This is a genomic window from Massilia sp. 9I, assembly GCF_902506415.1.
Lineage (GTDB): Bacteria > Pseudomonadota > Gammaproteobacteria > Burkholderiales > Burkholderiaceae_D > Telluria.
The window spans coordinates 2147700-2166434 of sequence record NZ_LR733275.1; the positions used below are offsets into that span (position 1 = coordinate 2147700).

The window sequence follows — 18735 nt, forward strand, 5'->3', positions numbered from 1 at the left end:
GCTCAGGGCGCCGCACCCTGGCTACTGTCGCGCGGCGGCACGCGGTAGGTCTCGCCGATGCGCAGCACGCGGAAAGCCTCGTCCGCCACGCCCTGCGCCTGGCGCGCCGAGGCCAAGTCGCGCGGCGCCTGGTCGATCCGCTCCTGGCCCATCGGGAAAGTACCCCAGTGCATGCCGATGCTGCGCCGCACGCGCAGCTCGCGGTGGATGCGAACGGCCTCGTCCGGGCTGACGTGGGAGTTGCGGTACCACACCGGCTGGTAGGCGCCGATGCCGATCGCGGCCAGGTCAAAGCCGCCGGGGAAGCGCGCGGCGATGTCCTGGATGTCCTTCGAATAGCCGAGGTCGCCCGAGAAGAAGAAGGAAAAGCCCGGGCTCGTGACGGCCCAGGCGCCCCACAGGGTCTCGTTGCGGTCCCACAGCGAGCGCGAGGACCAGTGCTGCACCGGCAGCAGCTGCAGCTCCAGGCCACGCAGCGACGCCTTGTCCCACCAGTCGAGCCGCACGATGCGCGAGGTGTCGCCGTCCGTCACGTGCCTGGCCAGCCACAGGTCGATGCCCAGCGGCGCATACAGCATTGGCGCGCCGCCTTTCTGCCGGTACAGCGCGCGCAGGGAATCGAGCGACAGGTGGTCGTAATGCGAATGGCTGATCAGGACGGCGTCGATGTGCGGCAGTTCGGCCAGCGCAATGGCGGGCGCTTGCAGGCGCTTCGGTCCGGCAAAGCTCAGCGGCGAGGCGCGGTCGTCGAATATCGGGTCAGTCAGGATGTTCAGGCCATTGCCGGGCTGAAGCAGGAAGCTGGCGTGGCCAATCCACGTCAGCGCAGGCTCGCTGCGGTTCTGGTGCAGCCAGTCCAGGTCCGGTCGCACGGTCTCGACCGGCGCCAGCGGCGCGCGTTCGGAACCGTCCGAGGTCCAGTTCCGGATGCGGCCAGCCCAGCCCTCGAAGAAGCCGACCTGCGGCCGCTGGTAGGCGGGATTCGACGGGTAGTTGTTGGCAAAGCCTTGCGGCCGGTGATGGGATTTGCTCGCGTCGTAATAGGGATTGACGCTGCTGCAGCCTGCGAACAGCAGGACGGCGGCAAGGGAGGCAAGGCGGATGGAATTGAGCATGAGGACACTGGCGTGGAAAAAGCCAGTATAGAACGCGGTCCAGCAGCGCCCGGCCCGCCCGACACGATGCAAAGGATATTTGCATAAATGGCATCCTGTGCAAATATTATTTGCAAGAATGGCTACTTTGTCATTTCCTAAAACTTGTCCGGGATGTAAGCTACGCGGCCCAGCCATCGCGCTGGCAGGGTCCGGCCACGAGCGGGACACCAAGCAGCACGCTTCGTGCATGTCCGCTGTCATTCTGCTACCGTATCAGGGTCGGCGACAGCGGACCAGCCCGGCCCCGGCGCCGTGGCGCCCCCTTTTTTAACTGAATGGCTTTTTACCAGCTCGCACTATGACTCCTTCGACAGACACTGATACCGGTCTCCCCCTCGACATGATCATTTTCGGCGGCATGGGCGACCTGGCGATGCGCAAGCTGCTGCCGGCGCTGTACATGGCCTACCTGCACGGCAACCTGCCGACGCCGACCCGCATCATCTCGACCGGCCGCCAGGACTTCGACCGCGAAGCCTACCTGGCCCATGTCGAAGCGAATTCGCGCTCCTTCATTGCCAGCAACAACTTCAACGAGAAAACCTGGGACGGCTTCGTGCAGCTGCTCGAGTACGTCCGCCTCGACGTCCAGCAGGCGCCCGACTTCGGCGCCCTGGCCCGCGCGGCCAACCCGGGCGCGCAGCGCGTGTTCTACCTGTCCACCGCGCCGGCCCTGTTCACCACCATCTGCGACAAGCTGGCCGAGGCCGGCCTGGTCGATCCCAAGGCCCGGGTGGTGCTGGAAAAGCCGCTGGGACAAGACCTCGACTCCGCCATCGAAATCAACGAAGCGGTCGGCAAGCACTTTGCCGAATCGCAGATCTACCGCATCGACCACTACCTGGGCAAGGAAACCGTGCAGAACCTGATGGTGCTGCGCTTCGGCAACTCGATCCTGGAACCGCTGTGGCGCGCGCCGAACATCTCGAGCGTGCAGATCACGGTGGCCGAGGAAGTGGGCGTCGGCAGCCGCGCCGGCTTCTACGACGGCACCGGCGCCATGCGCGACATGGTGCAGAACCACCTGCTGCAGCTGCTGTGCATCGTCGCCATGGAACCGCCGACCTCGCTGTCCCCGGACGCGGTGCGCGACGAAAAGCTGAAAGTGATCCGCTCGCTGCGCCGTTTCGGCCTGGCCGACATCGCGCGCGACACAGTGCGCGGGCAATATACCCACGGCGTCAGCGGTCACCAGGAAGTGGCCGGCTACCACGAAGAGAAGAACGTCCCGCCCGATAGCAAGACCGAGACTTTCGTTGCCCTGCGCGCCCACATCGACACCTGGCGCTGGTCCAAGGTGCCGTTCTACCTGCGCACCGGCAAGCGCATGCAGCGCCGCTCCTCGAAGATCGTGGTCGAGTTCGCCAATCCGCCCTTCCCGCTGTTCCCGGACATGCCGGGGGGCGTCGCCAACCGCCTCGTCATCGAACTGCAGCCGGAAGAAGCGATCAAGCTGCAGATCATGGCCAAGCAGCCCGGCAGCGGCATGCAGATGCAGCAGGTGGCGCTCAACCTCGACCTGCAGTCGGCATTCCAGCAGCGCCGCGCCGAAGCCTACGAGCGCCTGCTGATCGACGTCGTGCGCGGCCGCCTGACCCACTTCATGCGCCGCGACGAACTCGAAGCCGCATGGGAATGGGCAGATCCGATCATCGAGGGCTGGAGCACGCTGGGCGAGAAGCCGCACCCTTACCCGGCCGGCTCCTGGGGGCCGTCCGAAGCCTTCGCCCTGCTGGCGCGCGACGGCTTCGCCTGGTTCGAGTAGACGATTCGGGCGTACAGACCGGCGTTGATGAGGACTACCCCCGCTGCCAGCGCATACTGCAGGCCGCGGCTCATCGCGCCGGGATAGATCAGCGGCAGCAGATAGTGGTCGATGAAGCCGCCGCTGTAGCCCGCGCCGCCGGCCAGCAGGCGCAGGTGGTTTTCGACATAGGTGAGCGGACAGATCGCGCCGAGCAGCTCGATCCCGACGCCCCAGGCCGCAGCCGCCAGGTGCAGCGGCAGCAGGCGCGGCCAGCGGGCGACCGCCAGCGCGCCGAACACAACGAACAGGATGAAGCCGAGGTGCAGGAGCAGCACGGCATCCGCCAGGAAACGATAGCCCACGCTGTTTCGGTCTCTCGGGAAACGAATTGGTTTTGGAAGTTTAATACGCCGCAAACGCCCCCGCCATTCGAACCGTGCGCGATTGAAGGCCCCGTCCGCACGGCGTAAAGTTGCGGGTCTCTGAACCCGACGAGACCGCCATGCACGCACCCATTCCTCCCGCATTTGCCTTGCCTTCGTTTGCTTCGCTCGGAGCAATGGCCCTCAAGAACATGGACCGCAGCCGCCAGGCGCGCGGCAAGCTGTTCGAGCGCGCCGGTTACGGCCCACAGGAAACCCCCTTCACCGTCCTGCACAGCGAGCCGGGCCTGAACCTGCGCCGTTTCGGCGACGAGCAGCCGGACGGTCCCGCCGTGCTGCTGGTTCCCGCGCCCATCAAGCGTTCCTACATCTGGGACCTGGAGCCCCAGATCAGCGTCGTGCGGCGCTGGATGGAACAGGGTTACCGCGTCTACCTGGCCGAATGGACACCGGTGCCGGACGAGGACGACGATTTCGGCCTCGGCGACTACGGCGACCGCCTGCTGTCCGCCTGCCAGCGCGCCATCGAGGTCGACAGCGGCAAGCCCACGCTCACCATCGCCGGCCATTCACTGGGCGGCATCCTGGCGGCGATCTACAGCTGCCTGCACCCGGAGCAGGTGAACGCAACGATCCTGCTCGAGTCGCCCCTGCATTTCGAGCAAGGCCATTGCTGCTTCCGGCCGCTGGTCAAGGCTACGCCCCATGCGGGCGAGGTGGCGGACAGCTTCCGCCAGGTGCCCGGCGCCTTCCTCAACCTGATGAGCGCGATCGCCGAGCCGACCGCCTTCCAGTGGGAACGCATGGCCGACCGCTGGCTCTCGCTCGGCAATCCGCAGGCCATGGCCACCCATCTGCGGGTGGAACGCTGGACCCACGACGAATTCGCACTGCCGGGACGCCTGTTCACCGAACTGGTGGAAAGCCTCTACCGCAACGACGAGTTCATGCAGGGCCAGCTGCAGATCGGCGAACGCCGCATCGGACCGCAAGACCTGCGCGCGCCGCTGGTCAGCGTGGTGGACCCGCGCAGCAAGGTGATCCCGGAAGCGGCCCTGGTGCCCTTCCACGAAGCCGCCGCCAGCGAACGCAAGTGCCTGCTGCACTACGGCGGCGACATCGGCGTCAACCTGCAGCACGTGGGCGTACTGGTGGGCGACAGCGCCCACACGCGCATCTGGCCGGCCATCTTCCGCTGGCTGGGAGAGGCACGGGACTGAAGCCGCCGCCGGCTGTACCGGCAAAGCGGCGTCATGTGCGTTACCATTCCGGATTGTTTCACCTCTCCGGAATCAAGACATCGTGTTCGCCGTACTCGCTCTCGACATGGGAGCTGCCATGAAAACCCTGGTGCTGACGCTCGACCTGATCGGCACCTTCGTGTTTGCCCTCTCCGGCGCTACCGCCGGCGCCCGCCGCCGGCTCGACATCTTCGGCGTGCTGGTGCTCTCCTTCGTTGCCGCCAACTCGGGCGGCATCGTCCGCGACCTCCTGATCGGCGCTACCCCACCGGCCGCGATCAGCGACTGGCGCTACCTCGCCGTCTCGATCCTGGCCGGCCTCGTGATCTTCTTCTGGTACCCAGTCATCAACCGGCTGCGCAACGCGGTCCTGATCTTCGACGGCGCCGGGCTGGCGCTGTTCTGCGTGGCCGGCGCCCAGAAGGCGCTGGTGTTCGGCCTGGAGCCGATGATGGCCGCGCTGCTCGGCATGCTGACCGGGATCGGCGGCGGCGTCGCGCGCGACGTGCTGCTGAACGACGTGCCGGCCGTGTTCCGCTCCGATATCTACGCCCTCGCCGCACTGGCCGGCGCCAGCGTGGTCGTGATCGGCGACGCCCTGCAGCTGCCCACTACTGCCACCGCACTGGCCGGCGCAGCGCTTTGCTTCGGCCTGCGCCTGGCCGCAATCCGCTTCGGCTGGCACCTGCCCACCGCGCGCACGCCGGAGCACGTGGAAGAGGACAAGGACCCGAACCGCGGCGGCTTCCGCTGATTCGCCGCATGCATCATTCCGGCCACGGTATCGACACGCCTGATCCAGGTCGGTGGCTGAGCCCTCAGGGCGCGTCCAGGACGATCGTCTGGCGCAGCCGGATATCGTCCGACGCGCTGCCCACCATCAGCTCGAACTGGCCCGCCTCGGCCGTCCATTCAAGCTTTCGGTTAAAGAAGGCCAGGGTGTCGCGCTCGATCGTGAAGCTGACGGTACGCTGCTGGCCCGGCTGCAGCTCGATGCGCTGGAAGCCCTTGAGCTCCTTGACCGGCCGCACCACCGACGCCACTGGGTCGCGCAGGTAGAGCTGGACCACTTCGGCGCCGGCCATCGGGCCCGTGTTCGCCAGCGTGAACGACAGTGTCAGCTTGCCACTTGGTGTCATCGAGGCGGCGGACAGGCGCAGGTCGCTGTAGGCGAACTTCGTGTAGCTCAGGCCATGGCCGAAGGCGTAGCGCGGGGTGTTGGGCGCATCGATGTAGGCCGACTTGTAGACGATGTTCTTGAGGTCGCGCACCGGCCGTCCGGTCTCGTACTGCTGGTAGCTGATCGGCAGCTGCCCCATGCTGCGCGGGAAGCTCATGGGCAGCTTGGCCGATGGGTTCACGGCGCCGAACAGCACGTCCGCGATCGCGCGCCCACCCTCGCTGCCCGGGAACCAGGCGTACAGGATGGCGTCGGCCTGCTCGGCCACGTTCTCGAAGATCATCGGGCGTCCCGCCATCATGACCACCACCGGGGTCTTGCCGATCGCGCGCAGGGCCTCGAACAGCTCGCCCTGGCGGCCCGGCAGCCCGATGTCGGCGCGCGACTTGGCCTCGCCCGACATGTCCCAGCTCTCCCCGACGGCCAGCACCACGGCATCCGCCTTGGCGGCCGCCTCCAGCGCGGCCTTGAAACCGGCGGTGTCGCGGCAGGCCACGTCGCAGCCCGGCGCGTAGCTGACCCGCGTTCCCGGACCGGCCTGTTCGCGCACCGCGTCCACCAGGCTGGCGAGATTGGCCGCATCGGATTTGACGATCCAGCCGCCCTCGAGGTCGCGGCGCGCGTCGGCCAGCGGGCCGATCACCGCGATGGTGCCCAGGCCGCGGCGCAGCGGCAGCGCGCCCTTCTCGTTCTTGAGCAGGACGATCGACCTGGCGGCGATGCGGCGCGCGGCCTGGCGGTGGCGCGGGTCCGACAAGGCGGCGCGCTCGCGCGCCGGATCGGAGAAGCGGTAGGGATCGTCGAACAGGCCGAGCTCGAACTTCTTGCGCAAGACCCGGCGCACCGCATCGTCGACCAGGGCCACCGGCACCGTTCCGGCCTTCACCTGGGCCGCCAGCGAGGACGCGTAGGCATTGCTCTCCATGTCCATGTCGCTGCCGGCGACCAGCGCCTTGGCCGCAGCGTCCGGCAGGTCCTTGGCGTAGCCGTGCACCACCATCTCGCGCACCGAGCCCCAGTCGCTGACCACGAAGCCCTTGAAGCCCCAGGCGCCTTTCAGGATGTCGCGCTGCAGGCCTTCGTGTCCGGTGGCCGGGATGCCGTTGAGCGTATTGAAAGCGTTCATGAAGGTGGCGGCGCCGGCATCCAGTGCGGCCTTGAACGGCGGCAGATAGGTCTCGTGCAGCAGATGATCGCTCATGTCGACCGCGTTGTAGTCGCGGCCCGCGATCGCGGCGCCATAGGTGGCGAAGTGCTTCGCGGTGGCCATCACCGATTCCACGCCGCCCAGCTGCCTGCCCTGGAAGCCGCGCACGCGGGCGGCGGCGATGCGCGTGCCGAGGTAGCTGTCCTCGCCGGCGCCTTCCATCACGCGGCCCCAGCGCGGGTCGCGGCCGACGTCCACCATCGGCGCGAAGGTCCAGTGGATACCGGAGGCCGCCGCCTCGCGCGCGGCGATGCGGGCCGATTCTTCGATCGCTTCCAGGTCCCAGGAGGCCGATTCACCTAGCGGCACCGGGAACACCGTCTGGTAGCCGTGGATGACATCGAGACCGAACAGCAGCGGGATCTTGAGGCGCGACTGCAGCGCCAGCGCCTGCAGCCGGCGGGTGTCGGCCACCCCTTTGATATTCAGCATCGAGCCAACCCGGCCATTGCGGATCTCGGTCTCCATGCTGCGCACCTTGTCGGTCGCCGGCCCTGTGAACTCCTTGCCCGACAATTGATTGAGCTGGCCGACCTTCTCGTCCAGGGTCATCTGGCCGAGCAGCCGGTCGATGCGCTGTTCGATATCGACCGGTTCGGCTGCCACTACCTGTGCGGCGCCCAGCGCCAGCACCAGCGCCGCGGCGCTCCATACATGTCTCATCCGGATCCCTTGTGAAAACGTTTACGCTCTTTGATCTTCCCGCCTTAACTGAGCAGGAATATAACGCGAGGTTAAACGTTTTACAAGGTGATCAGCAGCCCGTGGTCTTGAGGCGCTCGACTTCCAGTCCGAACCAGGGGCGCAGGCGCGTGCCGAATACGTTCCCGGCGAAGGCCGCCACCAGCCACAGCCAGCCGTGCAGGCTGCCGGACAGGATACCGCTGAAGTAGGCGCCGATATTGCAGCCATAGGCCAGGCGCGCGCCATACCCAAGCATCAGGCCTCCCACCACCGCCGCCGCGACCGAACGCAGCGGCAGCCGCCAGACCGGCGCATAGCGCCCGGCCAGGGCCGCCGCCAGCATGGCGCCCACCACGATGCCGATGTCCATCACCGAAGTCACATCGTGCGAGACCGGCGCCGCCAGCGCGGCGGCGTTCGACTTGGTCGACCAGTAGGTCCAGCTGGCGATATCGACGCCCATGAAGGACGCGGCCTTGGCGCCCCACAGCGCAAAAGCCGAGGTCACGCCCCACGGACGGCCGGCCAGCGCCAGTGTTGCGAAGTTCAGAGTCACCAGGGCGATGGCGCCGGCCAGCAGCGGCCAAGGGCCGTGCAGCCAGCGCGAGCCCTCTACCTGCTGCACTTCGCTGCTCACGAGGCGGCCGTGGCGGCGCTTTTCCACCGCGACCGTAATGGCTGCGATCAGCGCGAACACCGCCAGGTTCAGCAGCAGCGCAGGCACCAGTCCCAGCACGTTCACCAGCGACATCGGCTTGAGCTGCGGTTGGGCAGTCCAGAACGGCATGTGGGCGGTGGCGATCACCGAGCCGGCGATGAAGGCGACCAGGGTGACCACCATGCGGGTGCTGCCGCCCCCGACCGTGTACAGGGTGCCGGAAGCGCAGCCGCCGCCCAGCTGCATGCCGACCCCAAACAGGAAGGCCCCGACGATCACCGAGGTCCCGGCCGGCGACACGAGGCCGCTGACAGGGTTGCCGAACAGCGTGCCGCTGGCAAGCACCGGGAAGAACAGCAGCACGCCGAAGCCGAGCATCAGCATCTGCGCGCGCAGTCCGGCCCCGCGCCCGTCGGCGATGAAGACGCGCCAGGCGGACGTGAAACCGAAGGAAGCGTGGTAGAGCGAGACGCCGAGCAGCGCGCCGACCACGAACAGGGCGGACTGGCGCGGCCCGACTTCCTGCGCCAGATACCAGGCGCCCAGCAGGATGAGGACCAGCGACACCCAGAAGGGCTTGAGGTTGATGTCGGCGCGGCGCGCCAGCGGCAGGGTTGCGGAATTCATGATAGGGCCACCTGGTATTGACGGAGCCTGCCATTGTCCCCCGTTTTGCCTTGCGTTGCAGGCGTCGCTTGCTGGCGTGTGGATCTAGTCGAGGGCGCGGTTGCGCGACTCGACGTCGACCAGCCCGATCGCGGCCGCACCGATCGCCAGGAAGGCCGCCAGCATCCCGAGCGCCAGCGTGAAGTGGTTGGCCATCACCGGCGCCACGATGCTGGGGGCGAACAGGCCGCCGAAGCGCGCCACCGCCCCCGCCATGCCCATGCCGCTGGCGCGCAGCTCGGTCGGGTAGACCTCGGGCGTGAAGGCGTACAGCGCGCCCCAGGTGCCGAGTAATGCAAAGCTCATCAACAGGGTCGAGCCCACCACCAGCCAGGTGGCGCTACCCAGGCTGTACGCCATGCAGCCTGCGGCGCTCAGCAGCAGGAAGCCGACCAGGGTCGGCTTGCGTCCCCAGCGCTCGACCCCGTAGGCCGACAGGGCGAAGCCGGGCAGCTGCACCAGCGCCAGCACGATCAGGAATTCTTGGCCGCGCATGAAAGCGAAGCCTTCGCCGGACAGGCGCACCGGCAGGTAGACGAACACGCCGTAATAGGCAATCGAGATCAGGCCCCAGGCCACGAACAGCGCCAGGCTGCGGCGCCGCAGGCCGCCCGCGAACAGCGCACCGAGTGAGCGTGCTGCCGGCTGCTCGGGCGCCAGCTGCGGTATCGGGCCAGACCGGCCATTGGTGCGGGCCACGCGTTCGAGCACGCTGCGCGCCTGCTCGGCGCGGCCAGCGCGGTTCAGGTACATGGGCGACTCCGGCACATACAGGCGCAGCACGACCCCGATCAGGGCCGGCAGTCCGGTCACGAGAAAGATCAGGCGCCAGGCATCCGCGCCACGGCTCACGGCGACCAGGGCCAGCACCGCCAGCGCGATGGTGCCGACGGCCCAGAACGATTCAAGCATCACCAGCCAGCGCCCGCGCCGGTCGCTCGGCAGGAATTCGGCCATCATGGTGTAGTCGACCGGCAGGGTGCCGCCGACGCCGATGCCGGTCAGGAAGCGCAGCGCCAGTAGCCAGGTGAAGTCCGGCGCGAAGCTCGAGGCCACCCCGAAGCAGGCGTCGACCACCACTGCAGCCATCAGGACCGGGCGCCTGCCGATCCGGTCCGCCAGGCGGCCGAAACCGAAGGCGCCTACCAGCATGCCGACGAAGAAGAAGGTGCCGGTCTCCAGCGCCCGCGGCAGCGTCACGCCGAAGGTCTGCGCGATCGAGGGGGCGGAAAAGCCGATCGACAGCACCTGCATCGCGTCGGCCATCCATACCAGGCCGAAGATGGCGAACAGGCGGTACTGGAAGCGGCCCACGCCCGCCGCCTGAATGCCCTGCTCTACTGTCGCGCCCAATGCCGCCATCGTCGTTTCTCCACCATGCAGTTCATGCCAGTGTGCCGTAAGGACGTGCGCCGGACGGTGCAATGGGAAACAGAGGCGCAAAAAAAATGCCCGCTGCTTGAGCGGGCACTCTGCCAGGACGGAAGCTCGGCTTACACGCCGACCATCGACACGGCCTTGGTGTTCAGGTAGGACTCCAGCGCTTCCGGACCGCCTTCCGAACCGTAGCCCGAATCCTTGATGCCGCCGAATGGCAGCTCGGCGCTCGGGGTGGCCGGCTGGTTAATCCACAGCATGCCGACTTCCACACGGTTCATCAGGAGCTGGGCGTTCTTGATCGAACGGGTGAAGGCATAGCCGGCCAGACCGTACGGCAGGCGGTTGGCCTCGAGGATTGCTTCTTCCAGGCTGTCGAAACCGCGCACCGCCGCGACCGGACCGAAGGGCTCGTCGTTGAATACACTGGCTTCCAGCGGCACGTCGGCCAGGATGGTCGGCGCGAAGAAGTTACCCGAATCGCCGACGCGCTGGCCGCCGGTGGCGAGCTTTGCGCCCTTGGCCTGGGCATCCTCGACCACCTTGGCCATCGCGCTTAGGCGACGCGCGTTGGCCAGCGGGCCGAGGGTGGTGCCATCCGCCAGACCGTCACCCAGCTTCAGGCCTTCAGCGTGAGCTACCAGCGCACGGGTGAACTCGTCCTTGATCGCGTTATGCACCAGGAAGCGGGTCGGCGAGATGCACACCTGGCCCGCGTTGCGGAACTTGGCGGCGCCGGCGGCCTTCACGGCCAGCGCGACGTCGGCGTCCTCGGCGATGATCACCGGAGCGTGGCCGCCCAGCTCCATGGTGGCGCGCTTCATGTGGGCGCCGGCCAGGGCGGCCAGCTGCTTGCCGACCGGGGTCGAACCGGTGAAGGTCACCTTGCGGATGATCGGGTGCGGGATCAGGTAGCCGGAGATTTCGGCCGGATCGCCGAACACCAGGCCCACCACGCCGGGCGGCACGCCGGCGTCGACGAAGCACTGCAGCAGCGCCGCCGGCGAAGCCGGGGTCTCTTCCGGCGCCTTGACCAGGAAGGAGCAGCCGGTGGCCAGGGCCGCGGCCAGCTTGCGCACGATCTGGTTGATCGGGAAGTTCCATGGCGTGAAGGCGGCGACCGGGCCGACCGGCTCCTTCAGCACCAGCTGCTGGGCAGCCGGGTTACGCGACGGGACGATGCGGCCATACACGCGCATGCCTTCGGCGGCGAACCAGTCGATGATCTCGGCGCCGGCCATGGCTTCCATCTTGGCTTCGGCCAGCGGCTTGCCCTGCTCCTGGGTCAGCAGGCGGGCGATGTCGCCGGCGCGCTCGCGCAGCAGGTTGGCGGCGCGGCGCATGGTGGCGGCGCGCTCGGCGGCCGGGATCACGCGCCAGGCTTCGAAGCCCTTTTGCGCCGCGGCCAGCGCGCGGTCGAGGTCGGCGATGCTGGCATGGGCCACGGTGCCGATCGGCTGGCCGGTCGCCGGGTTCACGACCGGGATCGTCTTGCCGCCGGTGGCGTCTTGCCACTCGTTGGCGATCAGGAGGCGGGTATCGGGGTAGCTGGAAGTCGTCATGGAGCGTCGGTTCCTGTATTGAGTGAATCGTAGATCATGATCATAACCGGTCTGCGGCGCTCCTGCAGGCCGCCCGCAGAACGCGCCGGCTCATTTGCGCGGCGGAAAGCGGCAGGCCAGGGCCAGCGCGATCAAGGCAACCGCCGCGAGCAATGGGCGGCGACCGACTTCGAGCATGGCGCGGCCTTCCTGATCACGAAGATCCACGGTACCAAGCCCTCGCCGCACGCGGCCAGGATCACGATTGAGTTCCGCAGCTATGCGATGCTCGACATCGCCGGCGCCTGGCAGCTGCTGGCCAAAGCGCAGCGCTTCCCGGTCGCCTATCTTGAGACGGATGAATTGTTCCGCAGGCTGGACCTGGATCCGGACACGCTGAGCTGGCGGCGGCTCGCCACGCAAGCCGATACGCTCCGGGAAACCACTCTCCCCTACGCCCAGGCTGCCGATGCCGCGCAGGCCAAGGGTGGCAGCCTGCCGAATGCGATTGCCGAGGCCAAGCGCAAGCTGGCCGAGTCCCTGGGCATCGCGCTGGAAAAGATCGAAATCACGATACGCCTGTAGCCTAGGGACGAAAAAAAGCCCCTGCGAAAGGGGCTTTCTCGATATCGCCTGAAGCCGGTCGGCTTACAGATAGCGCGACCCTTTGACCAGGTAGGTTTCTCCCGACAGTGCGATCGCGTGGCGCAGTGCGGCGCCGATGCGTGCGGCCAGCGCGCGGAAGTTGGTCGAGGCTTCTGGGCGGAGAGACAGGGTGGCGGTGGCGGTGTTCATGTTCTTTCCTTTGTCTTGGTGCGGTGAGCAATGAACACAGCTTAGGCTTACGCGAGACATAAATCCAATTGCGTTTTCAGATTTCACCCATAACGCCTCGAAATATCTCGAAACATCACCGCCGAACAGTTATCACTGAGCAATATATCCAGGGCGCCGCCAACAGATAACTGCTTAGTCCAGGGCGAAGACCTGGTGCGGCAGTCCCGGGATATCCACCCGGAAGGCGAACAGCCCGCCCGCCAGCGGCTGCTCGTCGCGCTGCGCCGGACTCAAGCCCTTCCAGGCCGTGGTGACATAGGCGGTGCGCAGGTCGTCGCCACCGAAAGCCAGCTTGGTAATGTTCGTGCACGGGAAGTGCACCTCTCCCACCAGCCGCCCGCCGGCGGTATAGCGCTCGATGCGCCCGGCGCCGAACAGCGCGATCCACAGGTGTCCCTCGCAATCGACCGCCATGCCGTCCGGCCGGCTGCCTTCCGGCAGCTGGAGGAACACGCGCTTGTTGGTCAGCACGCCATCCGGCTGCAGGTCGAAGGCGTACACGCGGCGCAGCGGCGTGTCGGTGTGGTACAGGGTGCGGCCGTCCGGACTGATTGCAGGACCGTTGGTGATGAGGTAGCCGGCGTCGGCGCGCGCCAGGCGCTTATCGCGGTCGAGCCGGTACAGCGCGCCCGTGGCCTGGACCTGGCCATCGTCCATTGAGCCGAACCACAGGTTGCCGCCGGCGTCGACGTGGCCGTCGTTGAAGCGGTTGCCGGGCAGGTCGTGCTCGACCTTGAGCAGCGGCGTGAAGTCGCCGCTGGCCTCGTCCATCCGGTACAGGCCGTCTTCCAGCGCGCACACCAGGCCGCCGTTCGCGGCCGGCACCACGAAGCCGGGCTGGCCCGGCGCGTCCCAGCTGGTGCGTGCGCCGCCATGTTCGTCGCAGCGGTGGATGCGGCGGCCCTTGATGTCGACGCTGTAGACCGAGCGCGTGGCCGCATGCCACAGCGCGCCCTCGCCCAGCTGCGCCTTCAGGTCCCAGATGCATTCGGGTGTCGTCATCGTTTCCTTGTATCGTTGGTTCGCATGCCCGTGACTATACAAGATGACACGCACCGCCCACCGTTGCGCGGATGCCGAAATGGCGCCGCTGCCTTCACTTGGCGCTTGCAGCGCCTGGACTTTGGGAGGACGATGAATCGGCCGGTTCGCGCTAAGGGCCAGCCGGAGAAAAGGAAAGCACCATGCAGAACTTCCTGTTCGCGACCGGGATCGAAGGCAGCTATCCGGTCGTCACCGGGCCGAATGGCTCGCGGCTGCGGGTCGACGAAATGGAGAAGACCGGCCATTACCGGCACTGGAAGGAAGACCTGGCCCTGGTCAGCGAACTCGGTATCGATGCCCTGCGCTATGGGCCGCCCTGGTACCGGGTCCACCTGGGGCCCGGCCGCTACGACTGGGACTTCACCGACGAGGTCTTCGCCGAGATCCGGCGCCGCGGGATCCGCCCGATCGTCGACCTGTGCCATTTCGGCCTGCCCGACTGGCTGGGCGACTTCCAGAATCCCGAGTTCCCGACCTGGTTCACGGAATACGCCGACGCCTTCGCGCGCCGCTATCCCTGGGTCGACCTGTACACGCCGATCAACGAGATCTACATCACCGCCAAGTTTTCGGCCCACGAAGGCATGTGGAACGAGCGCCTGCGCTCGGACCGCGCCTTCGTCACGGCGATCCGCAACCTGGCGCGCGCGAACATCCTGGCAACCGAAGCGATCATGATGGTGCGGCCGGACGCCAAGTTCATCCAGAGCGAATCCTCGGAATACTTCCACCCGAGCGGACCCGATGCCACCGAGCCAGCGCGCCACATGAACGAACTGCGCTTCCTGGCCCTGGACCTGACCTACGGCCACGACGTCAGCGGCAGAATGTACGAATACCTGATGGACCACGGCATGGCGCGCAAGGATTACCACTTCTTCCTGAACCGCAGCGTCAAGCCGGTCTGCATCATGGGGAACGACTACTACGCCACCAACGAGCACGTGATCCATCCGGACGGTTCGACCTCGAGCTGCGAGCTGTTCGGCTACTACGTGATCACGCAGCAGTACTACCACCGCTACCGGATTCCGGTGATGCACACCGAGACCAACAACCGCGATGCCGGTACCGGCGAGAAGGATGCGCCCGCGTGGCTGGAAAAGCAGTGGTCGAACCTGGTGCGCCTGAAATCGGACGGCGTGCCGATCCTCGGCTTTACCTGGTACAGCCTGGTCGACCAGGTCGACTGGGACAGCGCGCTGACCGCGGACGCGGGCAACATCAACCAGTACGGCCTGTGCGACCTGGAACGGCGCGTGCGGCCGGTGGGCCTCGCCTACCGCGACCTGATCCGGACCTGGCGGCACCGGGTCGGGAATGAACTCATGTACCTGCGTTAGCCGCGGCGCCGGCGGCGCAGGGTCGTGGCGCCGAGTACGCCGAGTCCGAACAGCGACAGCGTGCCCGGTTCCGGCACCGCCTGCGGTCCGGTGTCGTTGCGGACGATGCGGGTCTGCATGTCGAAGGCATAGGAAGGCTCGGGGCCGACGAAACTCTGCACACCATTGCCCGTCCAGGCAAACCAAGCGGTCCATTGCGGGTAGCCCGAAGGCGCATCCGGCGTCCAGACGTTATTGGCGATGTCGAAGCTGCCGAAACCATTCAGGTTTTCCAGCGGCGTCTGTCTGTAGAAGTAGTCTTCGGAGAAAGCCGTCACCTCGTCAAGGGTGATGAACTGGTCCTTATTCCGGTCGTCGGCGCTGAACGACCCCTTGCTTCCCGCTGAGACGAAGCGGAATTCGAAGTCGACGACGATGATGCCGGCCTGCGCGACGACAGGCGTGGCGGCGACCAGCACGGCGCTGGCCAGCGCTACTAATCTCTTGTTCAGTTTCATTTCTTCTCCAGAGCGAGCCAGCGGGCTGGCCTTTGACGGTTGACGGTGAGCTGCCTGCGCCGATGGCGCCCTGTGACGCGATCGGCTGCACGGCAGACAAGGCATTCTCACCGGCACATGCAATTTAGTTAATGTCCGTGCGCTCATTTTTTATGTCCAAACGTTCAATGCCGGGCGCGGGCTGGGCCGGGTGGCGTACACTGCCGCGTCGATATCCACTTTTGCAAGCATGACGACCGACGTCCTGGCAGACATCTACCAGAGCATCCAGATCACCACCTTTGCGCATTTCGTGATGGAGATGCCGCAGCGCTGGGGTGTCTCCGCGAAAAGCAGGCACCGCGCCGCGTTCGTCCTGGTCAACGGCGCTCCCTGCCTGTTGCGCCGTCCCGGCACGCCGGACATCCTGCTTGAAGACGGCGACATGGCGATCCCGCCGCGGGCCGGCGAATCGCACTGGCTGTCGGACGAGGATGCGGACACGGTGTCCCTCGAGGAGGCGGTCCGCAAGGCCGAACTGAAGGGCGCGCGCATCGCCTACCGCGACCGCAAGCGCCCCGGATCGACCGTGTTGACGGGCGCCGCATTCTGGACCGAGGACGTGATCGTTCACCCCGTGCTGGCAGCGCTGCCGGACGTGGTCCACCTCAAGCGCGACCTGCCCGGGATGCAGCGCTGGATCGTGCCGAGCCTGGCACTCATGCAGGACGAAATCGCGGCTCACCAGGCCGGCTCGAGCGCGGTACTGCGCCACTTGTCGAACATGCTGCTGGTGCAGGCGATCCGCGTGTTCATCGCGTCCTGGCCCGCCGATGCGCCGGTCTGGCTGCGCGGCATCGCCGATAGCCGGCTGGCCCCGGCGATCGAAGGGATGCACGCACAGCCCGAGCGCGACTGGACGCTGGACGAGCTGGCGAAGGTGGCGGCAATGAGCCGTACCGCATTCGCCTTGCGTTTCAGGCAGGTGACCGGCGAATCGGCCTTGCAGTACCTGACGCGCTGGCGCATGTATGTCGCCGCCGGCGAGCTACGCCATACCTCGCGCTCGATGGAGGCGATCAGCGAGCGGATCGGCTACGACAGCACGGCGGCCTTCCAGAAGGCGTTCAAGCGGGTCATGCGGGTCGCACCCGGCGAATACCGGCGGCTGTCGCTGCACGGAAAGCGCGACAAAAGCGCCCCCTCCGGCCCGGGCTAGGAGATAAGCCCGGCGATGGAGTGAACGACGAAGGCGACGCCTTCGGCGATCAGCTTGGCGCAGATCCCGCCCAGCACGACGAGGAGCGCCAGCTGGACGAGGCGCAGCGGCAGCTCATGGCCGCGCCAGCGGCGGCCGAAACGCATGGGACCATGGAACCGTTCGGCCAGATGCGGCGAGGCGAGTCGGAATTTCATGATTGTCTCCGCTATATGTATGTTGTAGGTCCAGCATACTCTTCGATCAGGACGCCTGCAAATGCAGCAATGCGCAGTTGTGCGCGGCCTCACACACCCTGGCCGACGGCCGGTTCGCGCCCCACGCGCCGCCTGGCGAAATCGCGCAGCACCTCGCGCGCCGCATTGTGGCCCGGCGCCCCGGTCACGCCGCCGCCGGGATGCGTGCCGGAGCCGCAGGTGTACAGGCCGGCCACCGGGCCGCGGTAGTCCGCGTGGCCCAGCATCGGACGCGCCGCAAACAGCTGGTCGAGGCCGAGCGCGCCGTGGAAGATGTCGCCGCCGACCAGGCCGAAGGTGCGTTCCAGGTCGAGCGGGCTCATGATCTGCCGGCCCAGCACCGAGCGCTTGAAGTTGGGCGCGTAGCGGTCGACGGTGGCGATCATCAGGTCGGCCACCTCATCGCGGTGCGCGTCCCAGCTCGCGCCGTCCGGCAGCTCGGGCGCCACGTGCTGGCAGAACAGGCTGGCCACGTGCTGGCCCGGCGGGGCCAGGCCCGGGTCCAGGGTCGAGGGAATCAGGAGCTCGACGATCGGGTCGCGCGACCAGCCCAGTGCGCGCGCGTCATGGTAGGCGCGTTCCATGTATTGCAGGCTGGGGGCGATGATGATGCCGCTGCCGTGGTGCTCGGCCGCCACTTTGCCCGGCAGGCAGCTGAAGTCCGGGAGCTCGGCCAGCGCCACGTTCATGCGGAAGGTGCCGGAGCCGCAGCGCCAGGCCTGCATGCGGCGCAGGAAATCCGCGGGCAGCGCGCCAGGGTCGACCAGGCGGGTGTAGAGCAGGCGCGGGTTCAGGTTCGACACCACCACGCGCGCATCCATGCGTTCGCCGCCCGCCACCACCACGCCGCTCGCCCGGCCCTTGTCGAGCAGGACTTCATCGACCGCGCAGCCGGTGCGGATTTCCACGCCCTGCGCCTGGGCCGCCTTCGCCATCGCCTGGGTGATCGCGCCCATGCCGCCGATGGCATGGCCCCAGGCGCCCTTCTTTCCGTTGACTTCGCCGAACACGTGGTGCAGCAGCACGTAGGCCGAGCCCGGCGTGTACGGGCTGGCGTAGTTGCCGACCACGCTGTCGAAACCGTAGGCGGCCTTGATCGGCGCGCTCTCGAACCAGCCGTCCAGGTAGTCGCCGGCTGACTTGGTGAACAGGTCGAGCAATTCGCGCTGGCTGGACAGGGACAAGCCCGACATGCGCTTGCCGAGCCGGCCGGCCTTGAGCAGTTCGGGCAGCGCCGTGAGCCAGCTGCCCTGCACCCGGTTGGGCGGGGTCTGCAGCACCAGCTCGCGCAGCAGGTCGGCGGCACTGTCGAGGTGGCGCCCGTAGTCCTCCAGGCGCTCGGCGTCGCGCTGCGAGAATTTCGCCACTTCCCGCGCCGTCTTGCCGGCGCCGAGCTTCAGGTAGCCGTCGTCGAAGGGGAGGAAGTTGGACAGCGGCCGCTCGACCACCCGCAGGCCGTGCCCGGCCAGGTTCATGTCCTGGATCACCCGGGGATTGAGCAGGGAGACCGTATAGGCGGCGACCGAATTGCGAAAGCCCGGGTGGAATTCTTCGGTGACGGCGGCCCCGCCGACCACGCCGCGCCGTTCCAGCACCGTGACCTTCAGGCCCGCACGGGCCAGGTAAAAAGCGCATACCAGGCCGTTGTGGCCACCACCGATGATGATCGCGTCGCGCATCTGCCGTCTCCCCGGATAACGCGACCATTATGGCCCATGGGCGCGGGCGCGCGCACCTCG

At 67.2% G+C, this 18735-nt stretch carries 17 protein-coding genes; 6 read left to right on the forward strand and 11 right to left on the reverse strand.

The window, feature by feature from the left end; all coding sequences use genetic code 11:
- Positions 1–2 precede the first annotated feature (2 nt).
- Positions 3–1115 carry an MBL fold metallo-hydrolase gene (locus GV068_RS09720; RefSeq protein ID WP_159697126.1) on the reverse strand — a complete coding sequence of 371 codons (1113 nt, stop codon included), beginning with the start codon at positions 1113–1115 and terminating at the stop codon, positions 3–5.
- Between the two features lie 340 nt (positions 1116–1455).
- On the opposite strand from GV068_RS09720, the gene zwf reads away from it, so the two are divergent.
- Complete coding sequence (gene zwf / locus GV068_RS09725) at positions 1456–2922, forward strand: glucose-6-phosphate dehydrogenase (RefSeq protein ID WP_159697127.1); 1467 nt, start codon at positions 1456–1458, stop codon at positions 2920–2922.
- On the opposite strand, the gene GV068_RS09730 is transcribed toward zwf, so the two are convergent.
- A complete protein-coding gene (locus GV068_RS09730; protein WP_159697128.1) occupies positions 2847–3266 on the reverse strand; it encodes a DUF2784 domain-containing protein in 420 nt (139 codons plus the stop codon). The two genes, zwf and GV068_RS09730, sit on opposite strands and share 76 nt — an antisense overlap.
- A gap of 140 nt (positions 3267–3406) precedes the next feature.
- On the opposite strand from GV068_RS09730, the gene GV068_RS09735 reads away from it, so the two are divergent.
- Both GV068_RS09735 and GV068_RS09740 read left to right on the forward strand, forming a co-directional pair.
- Complete coding sequence (locus GV068_RS09735) at positions 3407–4507, forward strand: alpha/beta hydrolase (protein ID WP_229463972.1); 1101 nt, start codon at positions 3407–3409, stop codon at positions 4505–4507.
- Positions 4508–4625: 118 nt separating this feature from the next.
- Positions 4626–5282, forward strand: coding sequence for a trimeric intracellular cation channel family protein (locus GV068_RS09740; RefSeq protein WP_229463974.1), 657 nt, complete (start codon positions 4626–4628; stop codon positions 5280–5282).
- A 64-nt stretch (positions 5283–5346) separates the two neighbouring features.
- Here GV068_RS09740 and GV068_RS09745 read toward each other — a convergent pair whose 3' ends face one another.
- From GV068_RS09745 to GV068_RS09760, 4 genes are all read right to left on the reverse strand, one after another.
- On the reverse strand, positions 5347–7578 hold the full coding sequence (locus tag GV068_RS09745; protein WP_159697130.1) for a glycoside hydrolase family 3 N-terminal domain-containing protein: 2232 nt from the start codon (positions 7576–7578) through the stop codon (positions 5347–5349).
- Positions 7579–7669: 91 nt separating this feature from the next.
- The gene (locus GV068_RS09750; protein WP_159697131.1) at positions 7670–8884 is read right to left on the reverse strand and encodes a YeeE/YedE family protein; all 1215 of its coding nucleotides are present in this window, start codon (positions 8882–8884) and stop codon (positions 7670–7672) included.
- 84 nt (positions 8885–8968) lie between these two features.
- A complete protein-coding gene (locus GV068_RS09755) occupies positions 8969–10285 on the reverse strand; it encodes an MFS transporter (protein WP_159697132.1) in 1317 nt (438 codons plus the stop codon).
- Between the two features lie 131 nt (positions 10286–10416).
- Positions 10417–11862, reverse strand: coding sequence for an NAD-dependent succinate-semialdehyde dehydrogenase (locus GV068_RS09760; protein ID WP_159697133.1), 1446 nt, complete (start codon positions 11860–11862; stop codon positions 10417–10419).
- A gap of 36 nt (positions 11863–11898) precedes the next feature.
- Here GV068_RS09760 and GV068_RS09765 point away from each other — a divergent pair, with 36 nt between their 5' ends.
- Positions 11899–12426 carry a hypothetical protein gene (locus GV068_RS09765; protein ID WP_159697134.1) on the forward strand — a complete coding sequence of 176 codons (528 nt, stop codon included), beginning with the start codon at positions 11899–11901 and terminating at the stop codon, positions 12424–12426.
- 63 nt (positions 12427–12489) lie between these two features.
- Here the strand turns inward: GV068_RS09765 and GV068_RS09770 are convergent, their stop codons facing one another.
- Together GV068_RS09770 and GV068_RS09775 are read right to left on the reverse strand one after the other, a co-directional pair.
- Positions 12490–12636: a hypothetical protein gene (locus GV068_RS09770; protein ID WP_159697135.1), complete on the reverse strand. Its 147-nt coding sequence runs from the start codon at positions 12634–12636 to the stop codon at positions 12490–12492.
- Positions 12637–12810: 174 nt separating this feature from the next.
- A complete protein-coding gene (locus GV068_RS09775; RefSeq protein ID WP_159697136.1) occupies positions 12811–13680 on the reverse strand; it encodes an SMP-30/gluconolactonase/LRE family protein in 870 nt (289 codons plus the stop codon).
- Positions 13681–13862: 182 nt separating this feature from the next.
- Between GV068_RS09775 and GV068_RS09780 the strand changes: the two genes are divergently transcribed.
- Positions 13863–15065, forward strand: coding sequence for a family 1 glycosylhydrolase (locus GV068_RS09780; RefSeq protein ID WP_159697137.1), 1203 nt, complete (start codon positions 13863–13865; stop codon positions 15063–15065).
- On the opposite strand, the gene GV068_RS09785 is transcribed toward GV068_RS09780, so the two are convergent.
- A complete protein-coding gene (locus GV068_RS09785; RefSeq protein ID WP_159697138.1) occupies positions 15062–15562 on the reverse strand; it encodes a PEP-CTERM sorting domain-containing protein in 501 nt (166 codons plus the stop codon). The two genes, GV068_RS09780 and GV068_RS09785, sit on opposite strands and share 4 nt — an antisense overlap.
- A 229-nt stretch (positions 15563–15791) precedes the next feature.
- On the opposite strand from GV068_RS09785, the gene GV068_RS09790 reads away from it, so the two are divergent.
- Positions 15792–16760, forward strand: a complete 969-nt coding sequence (locus tag GV068_RS09790) for an AraC family transcriptional regulator (RefSeq protein WP_159697139.1) — start codon at positions 15792–15794, stop codon at positions 16758–16760.
- Here the strand turns inward: GV068_RS09790 and GV068_RS09795 are convergent.
- Positions 16757–16957 (reverse strand): hypothetical protein, encoded by a 201-nt coding sequence (locus GV068_RS09795; protein WP_159697140.1) that lies wholly within the window; start codon positions 16955–16957, stop codon positions 16757–16759. The two genes, GV068_RS09790 and GV068_RS09795, sit on opposite strands and share 4 nt — an antisense overlap.
- Positions 16958–17046: 89 nt before the next feature.
- Positions 17047–18675: an NAD(P)/FAD-dependent oxidoreductase gene (locus GV068_RS09800; protein WP_159697141.1), complete on the reverse strand. Its 1629-nt coding sequence runs from the start codon at positions 18673–18675 to the stop codon at positions 17047–17049.
- Between the last annotated feature and the right edge of the window lie 60 nt (positions 18676–18735).

Excerpts from the sequence above, each read along its gene's own strand:
- GV068_RS09720 (WP_159697126.1), bottom strand. The coding sequence starts at position 1,115 with ATGCTCAATTCCATCCGCCTTGCCTCCCTTGCCGCCGTCCTGCTGTTC.
- zwf (WP_159697127.1), top strand. The coding sequence starts at position 1,456 with ATGACTCCTTCGACAGACACTGATACCGGTCTCCCCCTCGACATGATC.
- GV068_RS09735 (WP_229463972.1), top strand. The coding sequence starts at position 3,407 with ATGCACGCACCCATTCCTCCCGCATTTGCCTTGCCTTCGTTTGCTTCG.
- GV068_RS09740 (WP_229463974.1), top strand. The coding sequence starts at position 4,626 with ATGAAAACCCTGGTGCTGACGCTCGACCTGATCGGCACCTTCGTGTTT.
- GV068_RS09745 (WP_159697130.1), bottom strand. The coding sequence starts at position 7,578 with ATGAGACATGTATGGAGCGCCGCGGCGCTGGTGCTGGCGCTGGGCGCC.
- GV068_RS09750 (WP_159697131.1), bottom strand. The coding sequence starts at position 8,884 with ATGAATTCCGCAACCCTGCCGCTGGCGCGCCGCGCCGACATCAACCTC.
- GV068_RS09755 (WP_159697132.1), bottom strand. The coding sequence starts at position 10,285 with ATGGCGGCATTGGGCGCGACAGTAGAGCAGGGCATTCAGGCGGCGGGC.
- GV068_RS09760 (WP_159697133.1), bottom strand. The coding sequence starts at position 11,862 with ATGACGACTTCCAGCTACCCCGATACCCGCCTCCTGATCGCCAACGAG.
- GV068_RS09765 (WP_159697134.1), top strand. The coding sequence starts at position 11,899 with ATGATCATAACCGGTCTGCGGCGCTCCTGCAGGCCGCCCGCAGAACGC.
- GV068_RS09770 (WP_159697135.1), bottom strand. The coding sequence starts at position 12,636 with ATGAACACCGCCACCGCCACCCTGTCTCTCCGCCCAGAAGCCTCGACC.
- GV068_RS09775 (WP_159697136.1), bottom strand. The coding sequence starts at position 13,680 with ATGACGACACCCGAATGCATCTGGGACCTGAAGGCGCAGCTGGGCGAG.
- GV068_RS09780 (WP_159697137.1), top strand. The coding sequence starts at position 13,863 with ATGCAGAACTTCCTGTTCGCGACCGGGATCGAAGGCAGCTATCCGGTC.
- GV068_RS09785 (WP_159697138.1), bottom strand. The coding sequence starts at position 15,562 with ATGAAACTGAACAAGAGATTAGTAGCGCTGGCCAGCGCCGTGCTGGTC.
- GV068_RS09790 (WP_159697139.1), top strand. The coding sequence starts at position 15,792 with ATGACGACCGACGTCCTGGCAGACATCTACCAGAGCATCCAGATCACC.
- GV068_RS09795 (WP_159697140.1), bottom strand. The coding sequence starts at position 16,957 with ATGAAATTCCGACTCGCCTCGCCGCATCTGGCCGAACGGTTCCATGGT.
- GV068_RS09800 (WP_159697141.1), bottom strand. The coding sequence starts at position 18,675 with ATGCGCGACGCGATCATCATCGGTGGTGGCCACAACGGCCTGGTATGC.